14 protein-coding genes are annotated in these 14319 nt (G+C 55.2%); 10 read left to right on the forward strand and 4 right to left on the reverse strand.

Translation table 11 applies throughout. From position 1 onward, the window contains the following. Window positions 1-213: 213 nt before the first annotated feature. The 7 genes from mdtH to AC236I_RS15515 all read left to right on the forward strand — a co-directional run bounded on the left by mdtH (window position 214) and on the right by AC236I_RS15515 (window position 5664). Entirely contained in the window at window positions 214-1422 is a 1209-nt protein-coding gene (gene mdtH, locus AC236I_RS15485) for a multidrug efflux MFS transporter MdtH (RefSeq protein WP_004860497.1), read from the forward strand. A gap of 113 nt (window positions 1423-1535) precedes the next feature. Next, window positions 1536-2096 (forward strand): lipoprotein, encoded by a 561-nt coding sequence (locus AC236I_RS15490; protein WP_004860496.1) that lies wholly within the window; start codon window positions 1536-1538, stop codon window positions 2094-2096. A 122-nt stretch (window positions 2097-2218) separates the two neighbouring features. Further along, window positions 2219-3265, forward strand: coding sequence for a dihydroorotase (pyrC, locus tag AC236I_RS15495; protein WP_004860495.1), 1047 nt, complete (start codon window positions 2219-2221; stop codon window positions 3263-3265). A 72-nt stretch (window positions 3266-3337) separates the two neighbouring features. After that, the gene (dinI, locus tag AC236I_RS15500) at window positions 3338-3589 is read left to right on the forward strand and encodes a DNA damage-inducible protein I (protein WP_004860494.1); all 252 of its coding nucleotides are present in this window, start codon (window positions 3338-3340) and stop codon (window positions 3587-3589) included. A 386-nt stretch (window positions 3590-3975) separates the two neighbouring features. Then, window positions 3976-4230: a biofilm formation regulator BssS gene (bssS, locus tag AC236I_RS15505; protein ID WP_004860493.1), complete on the forward strand. Its 255-nt coding sequence runs from the start codon at window positions 3976-3978 to the stop codon at window positions 4228-4230. 125 nt (window positions 4231-4355) lie between these two features. Next, window positions 4356-5474, forward strand: coding sequence for an N-methyl-L-tryptophan oxidase (solA, locus tag AC236I_RS15510; protein ID WP_054829147.1), 1119 nt, complete (start codon window positions 4356-4358; stop codon window positions 5472-5474). A 76-nt stretch (window positions 5475-5550) separates the two neighbouring features. Then, window positions 5551-5664 carry a YceO family protein gene (locus tag AC236I_RS15515; protein ID WP_004860490.1) on the forward strand — a complete coding sequence of 38 codons (114 nt, stop codon included), beginning with the start codon at window positions 5551-5553 and terminating at the stop codon, window positions 5662-5664. Here the strand turns inward: AC236I_RS15515 and trhO are convergent. Beyond that, a complete protein-coding gene (gene trhO / locus AC236I_RS15520; protein ID WP_004860488.1) occupies window positions 5650-6714 on the reverse strand; it encodes an oxygen-dependent tRNA uridine(34) hydroxylase TrhO in 1065 nt (354 codons plus the stop codon). The two genes, AC236I_RS15515 and trhO, sit on opposite strands and share 15 nt — an antisense overlap. 210 nt (window positions 6715-6924) lie before the next feature. Here trhO and AC236I_RS15525 point away from each other — a divergent pair, with 210 nt between their 5' ends. The 3 genes from AC236I_RS15525 (at window position 6925) to AC236I_RS15535 (ending at window position 9725) form a co-directional block, all read left to right on the forward strand. Further along, window positions 6925-7845: a Kdo(2)-lipid IV(A) acyltransferase gene (locus tag AC236I_RS15525; protein ID WP_004860485.1), complete on the forward strand. Its 921-nt coding sequence runs from the start codon at window positions 6925-6927 to the stop codon at window positions 7843-7845. Between the two features lie 150 nt (window positions 7846-7995). Further along, a complete protein-coding gene (gene mdtG, locus AC236I_RS15530; protein WP_015584657.1) occupies window positions 7996-9246 on the forward strand; it encodes a multidrug efflux MFS transporter MdtG in 1251 nt (416 codons plus the stop codon). Window positions 9247-9338: 92 nt separating this feature from the next. Continuing rightward, a complete protein-coding gene (locus AC236I_RS15535) occupies window positions 9339-9725 on the forward strand; it encodes a MysB family protein (protein WP_004860482.1) in 387 nt (128 codons plus the stop codon). On the opposite strand, the gene AC236I_RS15540 is transcribed toward AC236I_RS15535, so the two are convergent. The 3 genes from AC236I_RS15540 to mdoG all read right to left on the reverse strand — a co-directional run bounded on the left by AC236I_RS15540 (window position 9726) and on the right by mdoG (window position 14094). Then, window positions 9726-9953 carry a YceK/YidQ family lipoprotein gene (locus tag AC236I_RS15540; RefSeq protein ID WP_004860481.1) on the reverse strand — a complete coding sequence of 76 codons (228 nt, stop codon included), beginning with the start codon at window positions 9951-9953 and terminating at the stop codon, window positions 9726-9728. It lies immediately after the preceding gene. A 66-nt stretch (window positions 9954-10019) separates the two neighbouring features. Then, a complete protein-coding gene (mdoH, locus tag AC236I_RS15545) occupies window positions 10020-12548 on the reverse strand; it encodes a glucans biosynthesis glucosyltransferase MdoH (RefSeq protein ID WP_048023067.1) in 2529 nt (842 codons plus the stop codon). Next, entirely contained in the window at window positions 12541-14094 is a 1554-nt protein-coding gene (gene mdoG, locus AC236I_RS15550) for a glucans biosynthesis protein MdoG (protein ID WP_004860475.1), read from the reverse strand. The genes mdoH and mdoG overlap by 8 nt, the downstream gene beginning before the upstream one ends. Between the last annotated feature and the right edge of the window lie 225 nt (window positions 14095-14319).

Raw genomic sequence — 14319 nt, forward strand, 5'->3', positions numbered from 1 at the left:
CCTGACTGATTACCCTGCTCCTTTCACTATACCTGTCCTGAACGGTTGTGTGAAAACAGCAACATACCATTTTCTGCACCATCTCCCTTTTTCGATGAATAGACTCTATCGATCTTGCTTTTTGATAAAAAAATATTGTCGCAATGATGCTGGGAAAGTCAGCATCTTCCCCGCACACTATCCGGGTAACTCTTTATTTTCCCTGGAGGGGAAATGTCCCGCGTATCGCAGGCAAGGAGCCTGGGTAAATATTTCCTGTTGGTCGACAACATGCTGGTGGTTCTGGGCTTTTTTGTCGTCTTCCCGCTAATTTCTATTCGCTTTGTTGACCAGATGGGCTGGGCGGCGCTGATGGTCGGGATTGCGCTCGGCCTGCGCCAGCTGGTACAGCAAGGATTAGGCATTTTTGGCGGCGCGGTCGCCGATCGCTTTGGCGCCAAGCCGATGATCGTCACCGGCATGCTCATGCGCGCGGGCGGTTTCGCGGCGATGGCCGTGGCCCATGAACCGTGGGTTCTGTGGCTCTCCTGCATTCTCTCCGGGCTCGGCGGCACCCTGTTCGATCCGCCGCGCGCCGCGCTGGTGGTCAAGCTGGTGCGTCCGCATCAGCGCGGGCGATTCTTTTCGATTCTGATGATGCAGGACAGCGCCGGGGCGGTGATTGGCGCCCTGCTCGGCAGCTGGCTGCTGCAATACGACTTCCGCCTGGTCTGCAGCGTGGGCGCGGCGTTGTTTGTCGCCTGCGCCGCGTTCAACGCCTGGTATCTCCCGGCGTGGAAGCTTTCCACCGTGAAAACACCGGTGCGGGAAGGCCTGGGCCGGGTGCTGCGCGACAAGCGCTTTGTCACCTACGTTCTGACGCTCACCGGCTACTATATGCTGGCCGTCCAGGTGATGCTCATGCTGCCCATTATGGTTAACGACATCGCCGGTTCACCGACCGCGGTAAAATGGATGTATGCCATTGAAGCCGCTATATCGTTAACCCTGCTCTATCCCATTGCCCGCTGGAGCGAACAGCGATTTCGCCTGGAGCATCGGCTGATGGCCGGGTTACTGGTGATGACCCTCGCCATGTTGCCTATTGGCTTGACCAGCAATTTACAGCAGCTGTTTACCCTGATTTGTATCTTCTATATTGGATCGATCGTTGCGGAACCGGCGCGGGAAACCCTGGGAGCCTCTTTAGCCGATGCCCGGGCGCGCGGCAGCTATATGGGCTTCAGTCGGCTGGGGCTGGCCTTTGGCGGCGCATTTGGCTACGCCGGCGGCGGATGGTTGTTCGATGCGGGTAAAGCGCTGAATCAGCCCGAACTGCCGTGGCTGATGCTGGGTGTTATCGGCCTGTTTACCTTCATTGCTCTGTGGTGGCAGTTCAGCCAGAAGCGGTCGACGTCCGGCATGCTGGAGCCACGTACCTGACCAGAGATTTAAGGTAAGGCCTGTTTTCAGCATTTTCCGCTAGTGCGTCGAATGCTGGCAGGCCATACTGCTTTATGTCAGGATAAGTCCTGGCATGACCGTTAAGGAATCTAATGAAAAAGATGTTTATCGTGGCCGCGCTCATTGTCAGCGGCCTTCTGAGCGGCTGTAACCAGCTCACACAGTATTCAGTTAGCGAGCAGGAAATTAACCAGGCGCTACAGAAACGTAACCATTTCGCCAAAGATATCGGCCTGCCGGGCGTGGCGGATGCCCATATTGAGTTACACGATCTGACCAGTGCGATTGGCCGTGAAGAGCCGAATAAAGTGACGCTGAGCGGCATTGCCAACCTGGATCTGAACTCGTTATTCGGCAATCAGAAAGCCACCATCGACCTGAAGCTCAAGGCGCTGCCGGTCTTTAATAAAGAGAAAGGCGCGATCTTCCTGCAGGAGATGGAAGTGGTTGATGCGAAAGTGTCGCCTGAGAAACTGCAGTCCGTCGTACAGACCCTGATTCCCTATCTGAATCAGTCTCTGCGTAGCTATTTTAACCAGCAGCCGGCCTACGTTCTGCGCGAAGATGCCAGCACCGGCGAAGCGCTGGCGAAAAAATACGCAAAAGGCATCGAGGTGAAACCGGGCGAAATTATCATCCCGTTCACCAATTAATACGACGGGCGCTGCCGCGCCCGTTTTTTTACGGAAATTGATGCAAAGGAAAACGTTTACGCTTATCCTTAGTGCCCGGCAAAAACAGCCCTGATGACTGACCCTATTAGCCGGAGCTTTCCATGACAGCACAATCCCAGGTATTGAAAATCCGCCGCCCTGACGACTGGCATATCCATCTCCGCGATGACGATATGCTGAAGACCGTCGTGCCTTACACCAGTGAATTTTATGGCCGGGCGATCGTGATGCCGAATCTGGTGCCGCCTGTCACCACCGTTGAAGCTGCGATAGCCTATCGCCAGCGTATCCTTGACGCCGTTCCCGCCGGGCACGACTTTACGCCGTTGATGACCTGCTACCTGACCGATACGCTCGACCCGGCGGAGCTGGAGCGTGGATTCCACGCTGGCGTATTCACCGCAGCCAAACTCTATCCGGCCAATGCCACCACCAACTCCAGCCACGGCGTCACCAGCATCGATGCCATCATGCCGGTGCTGGAGCGCATGGAAAAGCTGGGCATGCCGCTGCTGGTTCACGGTGAAGTCACCCACGCCGAGATTGACATCTTCGATCGCGAAGCGCGCTTTATCGAAACGGTAATGGAGCCGCTGCGTCAGCGTTTACCGGGCCTGAAAGTGGTGTTCGAACATATCACCACCAAAGATGCCGCCGAATACGTTCGCGACGGTAACGAACTGCTGGCCGCGACCATTACGCCTCAGCATCTGATGTTTAACCGTAATCACATGCTGGTTGGCGGCGTGCGTCCCCATCTTTACTGTCTGCCGATTCTGAAGCGCAATATCCACCAGCAGGCGCTGCGTGAGCTGGTTGCCAGCGGCTTTAGCCGCGCGTTTCTGGGAACCGACTCCGCTCCGCACGCCCGCCATCGTAAAGAGGCCAGCTGCGGATGCGCCGGTTGCTTTAACGCGCCGACCGCGCTGGGCAGCTATGCGACGGTATTTGAAGAGATGAATGCCCTGCAGCACTTCGAAGCGTTTTGTTCACTCAACGGCCCGCGCTTCTACGGCCTGCCGGTGAATGATACCTTTGTTGAGCTGGTGCGCGAAGAGAGCACCGTCGTTGAAAGCATCGCCCTGCCGGACGACACCCTGGTGCCTTTCCTTGCCGGTGAAACCCTGCGCTGGACGATGAAAAAATAAAAGCGCTGCCCCTTGTTGTAAACGCAAACTGAATACTGTATAAATAACCAGTATATTACACAGGGGGCAATCATGCGCATCGAAGTGTCTATCGCCAAATCTACAGCCTTACCACACGGCGCCTTAGAAGCGCTAAATAATGAACTCTCCCGACGCATTGAACAGCAGTTCCCGGCTCTTCCAAGCCAGGTAACCGTACGCTTTGCCGCCAATAACAATTTGTCCGTCATTGGCGGCCTGAAAGAAGATAAAGACCGGATAAGCGAAATCCTGCAAGAAACCTGGGAAAGCGCTGATGACTGGTTTGTCCATGACGCATCCTGACGCCTCTCTGGCAGCATGCCGCAGCAGAATGGCACGGGCTCTGAACAAACAGAGCAGGCCAGTCTGAAGCAAAAGCTGCCGGAACATCGCGTCAGGCACAGCAAATTCAATTTGCTCCCTCATTGTGCTTTTTTTGCCGGGTCGCCCCGGCTTTTTTATCCCCGTTGCAATCTCAGACTTTTCTTTTTCCTCCTGATTATTTCCTTTAAAAATAACGATGCACGGCACTAAATTTGCGCAAAAAAGCACCAAACAGATGAAAGCTCGCCCTGTTTGATTTAATTTCTCGAGTTTATTCTTAACAGCTGATATAATTAACTTGCTTCAAAAAATATGCATTAAACCTCGAGAATTGTTGTCTTTTAACATATGAATAAGGGGTTATGATGGAAAAGAATAATGAAGTCATCCAGACCCATCCCCTCGTCGGATGGGACATCAGCACCGTTGATAGCTACGATGCAATGATGTTGCGCCTGCACTACCAAAACCCCACTCAAGAAAGCAGTAACGAAGCTGAAATTGGCCAGACGCTCTGGCTAACGACGGAAGTCGCACGTCAATTTATTTCTATCCTGGAAGCAGGTATTGCGAAGATAGAATCAGGTGAATACCAGGCAAACGAGTACCGCAGGCATTAATGATTATGCCGCGATCGATATATGCTAACTAAACAGGCACCTGCGGGTGCCTGATTTATTTTCGGGCTTGTATATGTGCAGGTTGTTAATTACCCTGCTAATAAAGCAAAAAACCGGAACAGACCATGCAATACGACCTCATCATTATCGGCAGCGGCTCCACTGGCGCCGCTGCCGGCTATTATGCCCGCCGGGCTGGACTTAACGTGCTGATGACCGACGCGCACACGCCTCCGCATCAGGAGGGCAGCCATCACGGTAATACGCGTCTTATCCGTCACGCCTACGGTGAAGGAGAGAGATATGTCCCGCTGGTGCTGCGTGCGCAGGCGCTGTGGGATGAGCTTGCAACCCTCAGCGGCGAGGCGGTCTTCGAACGCACCGGGGTGATTAACCTCGGCCCGGCAAACTCGACGTTTCTCAGCAACGTTGCGAACAGCGCCCGCCAGTTCCAACTGAACGTCGAAGAGATGGATGCCCCGGCTATCATGGCCCGCTGGCCTGAGATTCGCGTACCGGATGATTATCGTGGCATATTCGAACCGGCATCCGGGGTTTTACGTAGCGAGCTGGCCATCGAAACCTGGATACGTCTCGCGCGTGAGGCGGGCTGCGCTCAGCTGTTTAATTGCCCGGTTACCGCCATACACCATCACCCGGATGGCGTGACAATCGACACCGCCGATGGCAGCTACAGCGGCAAGAAACTGCTGGTCAGCGCCGGTACATGGGTAACGCGTCTGCTGCCCGACCTGCCAGTCCAGCCCGTACGCAAAATCTTCGCCTGGTTCCAGGCTGATGGACGCTATAGCACTAAAAACCACTTCCCGGCATTTACCGGTGAGCTGCCAAACGGCGACCAGTTCTATGGTTTCCCGGCGGAAGACAATGAACTGAAGATCGGCAAGCACAACGGCGGGCAACTTATCTCCGCGCCGGAAGAACGCACGCCATTTGGCGCGGTGGCCACCGACGGCTCTGAGTCGTTCAGTTTCCTGCGTAACGTGCTGCCCGGTATCGGCGGCTGCCTGCATGGCGCCTCCTGTACCTACGATAATACGACGGACGAAGACTTTATTATCGACACCCTCCCCGGCCATCCTGAAACGTTGCTGATTAGCGGGTTAAGCGGTCATGGTTTCAAATTCGCCCCGGTGCTGGGAGAAATTGCCACGCAGTTTGCCCAGGGGGAAACCCCCGCCTTCGACCTGACCCCCTTCTCGCTGGCACGCTTTCAGGGTTAGATGGCCGCCGTGCGCGGTGTTGATTTGAGCAATAAAAAACGGCCTCAGAGGAGGCCGTTCATCACAGAGAGAGTTTATGCGTCGCCTGTACGATTTACTGGTCAACAACGTCCGCGAGCACTTTATGATTTATCTCGCACTATGGCTGCTGCTGGCGATCGTTGATCTTATCTGGTTATGGTTTTTCTGAGGTCTCAGGGTCCGGGATCCCCAGCTTCGTGTTCAGGCGGCCGCGAGATTTGTTGAAGATCTTATTGCCGTTTTCTCGTCCGGCACGCAGCTGACGCTGCTCCTCTTCCGGCAGCTTATGCTCTTCCATGCACGCCTCGCTACAGCAGCCGGCGAACTTCTCGGCGCAGCTCGGGCACTGTATAAACAGCAGATGGCAGCCGTCATTCAGGCAGTTCGTATGGCTATCACACGGGGTACCGCACTGGTGGCAATGGGCAATCACATCATCGGAAATCCGCTCCCCCATCCGCTCGTCAAAGACAAAGTTCTTACCGATAAAGCGTACCGGCAGCCCCTGTTCGCGCGCACGACGGGCATATTCAATAATCCCGCCCTCAATGTGCCAGACCTTACTGAAGCCGTTGTGCTTCATCCAGGCGCTGGCTTTTTCACAACGAATACCGCCGGTGCAGTACATAACGATTTTTTTATCTTTATGTTCCTGCATCATCTCGACCGCTTTCGGCAACTGATCGCGGAACGTGTCCGCCGGGATTTCCAGCGCCTGCTCAAAATGGCCCACTTCATATTCATAGTGGTTACGCATATCGATAAACACCGCATCGGGATCGTCCAGCATCGCATTCACTTCCGCCGCTTTCAGATAATCACCCACGTCTGAGGCATCAAACGTCGGATCATCGATCCCATCCGCCACGATACGATCGCGGACTTTCAGGCGTAGCACCCAGAAGGATTTTCCGTCGTCGTCCAGCGCGATGTTCATCCGCAGGCCATCCAGCGCCGGGTCGAAGGCGTAGAGAAACTCGCGTAGCGCATCGACCTGACTTTCTGGCACGCTGATTTGGGCATTGATCCCTTCGTGGGCCAGATAGATACGACCAAACACGTTTAATTTGGTGAGGGCAATCCACAATGCATCGCGCGTGGCTTTTGGATCCACGATGGTGAAATATTTATAAAACGAGATCGTTGTACGCGGTTCGCTCTCAGCTAACATCTGCGCTTTTAACGTCTCATTTGAAATGCGGTTATGTAACACTGGCATGGTGTACCTGCTCGACATAGGAAATGAGGTAAATAAACGGCCGGCATCATATAGCAAACGACGTTAATTTACATCCCCACATTTTGCGCTACATTCATTTCACTCCCGTTCGTTCGCGTTTAACAATAAATGCCACCTGGGACAGCCGTTTTGGCTGAAGCATGAAAAAATGCGATAATAGAATGAGTTGCTTATTTAAACAGGTATGAGATGACCCATTTACCTAAATTTTCCGCGGCGCTGCTGCATCCGCGTTACTGGCTGCTTTGGCTAGGTATTGGCCTGCTGTGGCTGGTTGTTCAGCTTCCCTATCCGTTGATTTACCGCCTTGGCAATGCGATTGGCCGCCTGGCAATGCGCTTTATGAAACGCCGCGCCAAAATCGCTTACCGTAACCTGGAGCTGTGCTTCCCGGACAAAAGCGAAGAAGAGCGCCATCAGATGGTGGTGCAAAACTTCGAATCGGTGGGGATGGGGTTAATGGAGACCGGGATGGCCTGGTTCTGGCCGACCCGGCGTATTGCGCGCTGGACCGACTCCATCGGCGTTGAGCATATCCGGGACGTTCAGGCGCAACAGCGCGGCATTCTGCTGATCGGCATTCACTTCCTCACGCTGGAAATGGGGGCGCGGATGTTTGGTATCAACGAACCCGGCATCGGCGTCTACCGTCCAAATGACAATCCGGTCATTGACTGGCTGCAAACCTGGGGCCGGCTGCGCTCGAATAAAGACATGATCGACCGTAAAGATCTGAAAGGGATGATTCGCGCGCTGAAAAAAGGCGAAGTGATCTGGTATGCGCCTGACCACGACTACGGCCCGACCGCCAGCGTATTCGTGCCGCTCTTTGCCGTCGACCAGGCGGCAACGACGTCGGGGACCTGGATGCTGGCAAAGATGTCGAAAGCCTGCATTGTTCCGTTCGTTCCGCGGCGTAAACCCGACGGTAAAGGTTATGAGCTGATTATTCTGCCGCCGGAATGCGATCCGCCGCTTGATGATGCGGAAACGACCGCGGCCTGGATGAACCGCATCGTCGAGAAATGCATTCTGATGGCGCCGGAGCAATATATGTGGCTGCACCGCCGCTTTAAGACCCGTCCGCCCGGCGTACCTTCACGCTATTAAGTGTGCTTCCTCCGGCAGCCCGATGCTGCCGGAGGCACTTTCCGCTTTAGCGTTAAGCGCTCTCCTCCATTGCGATGATCGTTACTCAGGCGCATAATTAGCAGGCTCATCTTTTGTTTTTTGTCCTGCATCGCAGGCCAATGGAAGCCTATGTCGTCTGCAGATAGTCCGATTAACTGGAAACGAAATCTCACGGTCACCTGGCTCGGCTGTTTTTTGACCGGTGCCGCTTTTAGCCTGGTCATGCCCTTTCTCCCGCTCTACGTCGAGCAGCTTGGCGTGACGGGCCACAGTGCCCTGAATATGTGGTCAGGACTGGTATTCAGCATTACCTTCTTGTTCTCCGCCGTTGCCTCTCCCTTCTGGGGCGGCCTGGCCGATCGCAAAGGGCGAAAAATTATGCTGCTGCGCTCCGCGCTGGGGATGGCTATCGTCATGATGTTGATGGGGCTGGCGCAAAACATCTGGCAGTTTCTGGTACTGCGGGCCTTGCTGGGGCTGTTGGGTGGTTTTATTCCCAATGCGAATGCCCTGATCGCCACCCAGATCCCGCGCCAGAAGAGCGGCTGGGCGCTGGGTACGCTATCTACCGGCGCCGTGAGCGGCGCGCTGCTTGGCCCGCTGGCGGGCGGCTTTCTTGCCGACCATTGGGGACTACGCACCGTCTTCTTTCTGACCGCCAGCGTCCTGCTCGTCTGTTTTATCCTGACGCTGTTTTTCATTCGCGAGCAGTTCGTCCCGGTCGCGAAGAAAGAGATGCTTAATGCAAGGGATGTCTTTTCGTCCCTGAAAAGCCCAAAGCTGGTCTTGAGTCTGTTTGTCACCACGATGATTATTCAGGTCGCCACCGGCTCAATCGCTCCTATCCTGACCCTCTACGTTCGGGAGCTGGCCGGAGACGTCGGAAATATCGCCTTTATCAGCGGGATGATAGCCTCCGTTCCGGGCGTCGCGGCGCTGATCAGCGCCCCGCGCCTCGGTAAGCTCGGGGATCGTATCGGGCCGGAAAAAATCCTTATCGTCGCGCTGATGGTCTCCGTTCTGCTGCTGATTCCAATGTCATTCGTCCAGACGCCGCTGCAGCTGGCTATTTTACGCTTTCTGCTGGGTGCCGCCGACGGCGCGCTGCTGCCGGCCGTCCAGACGCTGCTGGTGTACAACTCAACCAGCCAGGTGGCCGGGCGCATTTTTAGCTATAACCAGTCATTTCGCGATATCGGCAACGTCACCGGCCCATTGATCGGCGCAGCGGTATCTGCCAGCTATGGTTTCCGGGCGGTCTTTTTTGTCACCGCAACGGTCGTCCTGTTCAACGCTATCTATTCCACCCTCAGCTTGCGGCGTCCTTCCGGTGATGAACCCGCGCAGAACGCGGACTCGGGCGGTCGTTCGGTAAATTAAGTTCAACAGCGTCGCCTTCCCCTTGACGCAACGCTCACCGCCTTCTATAGATTGAATCGTGTCCATTTTTCATTCTTCTTAGGGGGTTATCTATGCCAAAGGATTCGATTTTCTATGCCACGCTCGAAGAAGCTATCGATGCGGCCCGCGAAGAGTTCCTGGTCAATAATCCGGATAGCGACGAGGAGAGTGCCAACGTTGAGCAGCTGAATATCCAAAAGTACGTTCTGCAGGATGGCGATATCGCCTGGCAGGCCGAATTTTTTGCCGACGAAGATGAAGAAGGCGAATGCCTGCCGATGTTAAGCGGCGAAGCGGCACAGAGCGTTTTTGACGGCGACTATGACGAGATAGAGCTGCGTCAGGAGTGGCTGGAAGAGAATACGCTGCATGAGTGGGACGAAGGAGAGTTTCAGCTGGAACCCTCTCTGGATACCGAAGAGGGTCAGACCGCCGCCGATGAGTGGGATGAACGCTGATTAGTTGTACGGACCGTGGCTGGCATCAAGCGGCAACAGCAACGTATCGAACACCAGCGAAAAAGGCAGATCGAGAATGGTGATGTATCGCCATGACGAATCACGCACATCCCACTGCACGCCGGGGTAATACTGATTCCCATGCCCCTGCCCCGGCACCGTGCGGCTAATAATACTGCCGCAGCCGCTGAGCAGCAGCGCCATGGCAATAACCAGTAAAATTCTCATCTGCTACCTCAATGCTCAGATAAAAAAATACCGGCAATATTGCCGGTATTTTCCTTCACATACCGCTTATTTCGTTTTCAACGCCAGCGGGTTGAGCGTCACCTGCTGATAGGCGCTCACCCACGAAGAGTATTTCTCCGGCGCGGCCCACACACGATAGTGCAAACGTGACAAGGTGACCGGGTCGCTCAACAGCACCAGACGACGGTCGCGATTGAGTTTGTCGGGCGTCTCGTTCAGCGCCTGTTCAACGTGACGTTCGCGGGCGATATCCAGAATGTGACCATGGCGGTGACGTGCCGTCGCCATTGCCGTCGCCAGCGCGTTGAAGGACGGGTTAAACACGGCGTGCATAAACCCATCGTCCAGGGAACGCTGACGGTTCAGGGTCAGATATGCATCGGTATCCTTCAGCACCTGCGGCGGGGAATACTCTTCCGGGATCAGGAACAGCTTCCAGCGTTTGGTACGCAGGCCCACGGTGGCCCGACTGGAAATCACCGACACGAACGGCGACAGGATCAGCGAGAAGACGATCGGCGCCAGCCAGAACAGGAAACGCAGATCCAGCCACGCCATACCGACCGCCCACACCAGCCCCAGCAGCAGCTGCGAACCGTGGCGCATAAAGGCTTCACCCCATGGGGTGGAGTCATCATCACGCTGCGGAGAATTCCATACCACTTCCCAACCGAGGAACGCACTGACCACAAACACGGTATGGAACAGCATACGCACCGGCGCCAGCAGTACCGAGAACAGCACTTCCAGCAGCAAAGAGAGCGTCACGCGAATGAAGCCGCCGTACTCTTTTGAACCTTTGCACCACACCAGAATAATGCTCAACAATTTCGGCAGGAACAGCAGCACCATCGTCGAGGCGAACAGCGCAATCGCCAGCTCCGGACGCCACTGCGGCCAGACCGGGAACAGCTGCCGCGGCTGCAGGAAGTACTGTGGCTCAGTCAGCGCATGCACGACCTGTAGCGCGGTCGACAGGGCGAGGAACATGAACCACAGCGGCGCCGACAGGTAGGACATGACGCCGGTCAGGAACACCGCCCGGTGCACCGGGTGCATGCCTTTGACCAGGAACAGACGGAAGTTCATCAGGTTACCGTGGCACCAGCGGCGGTCACGCTTCAGTTCATCCAGCAGGTTCGGCGGCAGTTCTTCATAAGAGCCCGGCAGATCGTAGGCAATCCACACCCCCCAGCCGGCACGACGCATCAGCGCCGCTTCCACGAAGTCGTGCGACAGAATCGACCCGGCAAATGAACCTTCTCCCGGCAGCGGCGCCAGCGCGCAGTGCTCGATAAACGGCTTCACGCGGATAATGGCGTTATGGCCCCAGTAGTGTGATTCACCAAGCTGCCAGAAGTGCAGGCCGGCGGTGAACAGCGGACCGTAAACGCGGGTCGCAAACTGCTGGCAACGGGCATACAGGGTGTCCATACCAGAAGCGCGCGGCGAGGACTGAATGATCCCGGCATTCGGGTTCGCCTCCATCAGACGCACCAGCCCGGTCAGACATTCACCGGTCATCACCGAGTCAGCATCCAGCACCACCATATAGCTATACTGGCTGCCCCAGCGACGGCAGAAGTCATCGATGTTACCGCTCTTACGCTTCACACGACGACGACGACGGCGATAGAAAATCTGCCCCTCGCCCTGCACTTCCGCAATCAGCTCCATCCACGCTTTCTGCTCGGCAACGCAAATATCCGGATTGTAGCTGTCACTCAGGATATACACGTCGAAGTGCTGCTGTTGCCCTGTCGCCTTCACCGACTCCCAGGTGGCACGCAGGCCGGCGAATACGCGATCGACGTCTTCGTTGCAGATCGGCATGATCAGCGCCGTACGGTGTTCTGGGTTCAGCGGTTCATCGCCGACGGTTGACGCGGAGATACTGTACTTATCGCGCCCCATCAGCAGCTGCAGGAAGCCCATCAGCGCGGTCCAGAAACCGGCGGAAACCCAACAGAAAAGGACCGCGAAAAGGATCAGGATCCCAGTTTGCAGCATGTACGGCAGCAGCTGCATGAAGGAAATCCACAGATTCTGCCCGACCATGTCAGCCGGATTGATGAGCGCCCATCCCTGATACGGCAGGATGGTTTTCATGTACCAGGTTGCGACAACGGTCTGCGCCAGCGTCAGCAGCAGCAGGATGTAACGACGGATGGTCCCGACGGTACGCCACTTCTGCTCGCTCTCCTGCTCTTCTTTGGTCAGGCGAGAAAGATAGCGCGGGGTGACATCACGTCCCCGTAGCCGATCCCAGAAACGCCCAACCGGGTTGGTGCGCCACGGGTCCGGGAACATTGAGGAGCGTTTTGCTTTCGGCATTGCGTTGAGCTGAGTACGCCCTTCATCATCTTTTATCAGCTGGTTACCGGCCAGGGAGTCTGGCCAGCTATGTTCCAGTCGTGATTTCACGGAACCCAGCGGGGAATCGTCTTCACGAACAAAAGCATGATGATCGGCGTCCAGCGCTTCATGTACGGCCTGCAGGCTTGTATCAGGCAGCGCGGCTTTTTCAGCCTCAGACAGCGGCAACGCGTCAATGTACTTCGTTATCTTATTCATTGGCAGGCAGCTGATAGCTCCAGGTTTCACTCAGCGTCTGATCAGCATTGACCAGCGCAGCGCGCATTTCCGTGGTTTTCTTCGGATCTTTTACCTTCACACGCAGAACCATACGCCAGCCCTTAGTGACCGGGTTATAACGCACGGTATTCTCAACAATTTCTGCGTTATCGCCGATGCTCGCCTGCGCCGTTACCGGCGTATCTGACGGCATTTTTTTCATTTCAGCGCCGGTGAAGTCAACGATAAAGGCAATGGTGCCATCCGGCTGACGAATCAGGTTCGACTGCTTCACATCCCCGGTAGAACGGCGGGTCTGCATCACATAGGCGTTATCCGGCGCGTGCAGTTTGTCTTCATCGCGGCTGAAGGTAATCGAGTATTTGAAGTTCATCTCTTTACCCGGTTCCGGCAGCTGATCCGGCGTCCAGTAGGTCACGATGTTATCGTTGGTTTCGTCATTGGTCGGGATTTCAACCAGTTCGATTTTCCCTTTACCCCAGTCGCCCTTCGGCGTGATCCAGGCGCTCGGGCGCAGATCGTAACGGTCGTCGAGGTCCTCAAAGCGCGAGAACTGACGGCCGCGCTGCAGCAGGCCGAAGCCCTGCGGATTTTCCATCGCATAGCTGCTGACGGCCAGATGCTTCGGATTGTTCAGCGGACGCCAGATCCACTCGCCGTTACCGGCAAGAATCGACAGGCCGTTAGAATCATGCAGCGCCGGACGATAGTTGGTCGCCGGAGAGGGTTGATTCGGCCCGAACAGGAACATGCTGGTCAGCGGTGCAACGCCTAGTTTGCCGACTTTGTCACGCAGGTACACTTTAGACTGCACATCAACGACGGTATCGCGGCCCGGCATAATCACAAAACGGTAGGCGCCGGTCGCACGTGGGGAGTCAAGCAGTGCATAAATAGTCAAACGCTTGTCCGTGGCTTTTGGATGCTCAATCCAGAACTCACGAAAACGAGGGAATTCTTCGCCGGAAGGCAGCGCGGTATCGATAGCCAGGCCGCGCGCGGAAAGCCCGTACACCTGGCCCTGACCCAGAACACGGAAGTAGCTGGCGCCGAGCATGCTGACGATTTCGTCGTTCTTATCTTTGCTGTTGATCGGGTACAGTACTTTGAAACCGGCGAAGCCCAGGTCTTTCACCGTATCTTTATCATGCTGGACGCTGCCAAAATTAAAGTAATCCGGATTATATTTAATCTTACGCACGCTGCTTGCCGTCACTTCGTTAATGGTGACCGGCGTGTCGAAGTACATGCCCTGATGATAAAACTCAAGTTTGAATGGGGTTTTCTGATTGTTCCAGTAAGCCTTATCGTGATTAAACTGGATTTGCTGGTAGTCCGCGTATTTCATGTCGCGGAAAGCGGAGGGCAAGTTGCTCTTCGGCGCTTCATAGCCTTTCCCGGCTAACGCTTTGGCCTGTTTTGCAACGTCATCAATGCTAAACGCCCATGCAGATGAAGTACACAGGGACAACATTACGGCTGCGCTTAACCAGCGCATTTTCATCATCTGTGGTTTAAGTTTCATATAAGTAAGCACTTCCCCCTTTGTGTGCTTAAATCGATCCGATCTATTTTAATGGTAATTCAGGCAATCCGACAACATAATCCCTGCTTTGTTCACCTTAGCGGCGCAGGTAATAGGCAGTTAACTGCCACATTTGTACTTTACGTACTTATCCTGGAGACAGGTATCCAGAGTTGATGTAGGGTTGCTGAGAATTTAAACGTTATCACGTTGAGTGATAAGACG

The sequence above is a fragment of the Klebsiella sp. Sb-30 genome (assembly GCF_057652795.1).

Bases quoted from the DNA above. Each gene is read 5' to 3' on its own strand.
- mdtH (WP_004860497.1), top strand. From the start codon at position 214: ATGTCCCGCGTATCGCAGGCAAGGAGCCTGGGTAAATATTTCCTGTTG.
- AC236I_RS15490 (WP_004860496.1), top strand. From the start codon at position 1,536: ATGAAAAAGATGTTTATCGTGGCCGCGCTCATTGTCAGCGGCCTTCTG.
- pyrC (WP_004860495.1), top strand. From the start codon at position 2,219: ATGACAGCACAATCCCAGGTATTGAAAATCCGCCGCCCTGACGACTGG.
- dinI (WP_004860494.1), top strand. From the start codon at position 3,338: ATGCGCATCGAAGTGTCTATCGCCAAATCTACAGCCTTACCACACGGC.
- bssS (WP_004860493.1), top strand. From the start codon at position 3,976: ATGGAAAAGAATAATGAAGTCATCCAGACCCATCCCCTCGTCGGATGG.
- solA (WP_054829147.1), top strand. From the start codon at position 4,356: ATGCAATACGACCTCATCATTATCGGCAGCGGCTCCACTGGCGCCGCT.
- AC236I_RS15515 (WP_004860490.1), top strand. From the start codon at position 5,551: ATGCGTCGCCTGTACGATTTACTGGTCAACAACGTCCGCGAGCACTTT.
- trhO (WP_004860488.1), bottom strand. From the start codon at position 6,714: ATGCCAGTGTTACATAACCGCATTTCAAATGAGACGTTAAAAGCGCAG.
- AC236I_RS15525 (WP_004860485.1), top strand. From the start codon at position 6,925: ATGACCCATTTACCTAAATTTTCCGCGGCGCTGCTGCATCCGCGTTAC.
- mdtG (WP_015584657.1), top strand. From the start codon at position 7,996: ATGTCGTCTGCAGATAGTCCGATTAACTGGAAACGAAATCTCACGGTC.
- AC236I_RS15535 (WP_004860482.1), top strand. From the start codon at position 9,339: ATGCCAAAGGATTCGATTTTCTATGCCACGCTCGAAGAAGCTATCGAT.
- AC236I_RS15540 (WP_004860481.1), bottom strand. From the start codon at position 9,953: ATGAGAATTTTACTGGTTATTGCCATGGCGCTGCTGCTCAGCGGCTGC.
- mdoH (WP_048023067.1), bottom strand. From the start codon at position 12,548: ATGAATAAGATAACGAAGTACATTGACGCGTTGCCGCTGTCTGAGGCT.
- mdoG (WP_004860475.1), bottom strand. From the start codon at position 14,094: ATGAAACTTAAACCACAGATGATGAAAATGCGCTGGTTAAGCGCAGCC.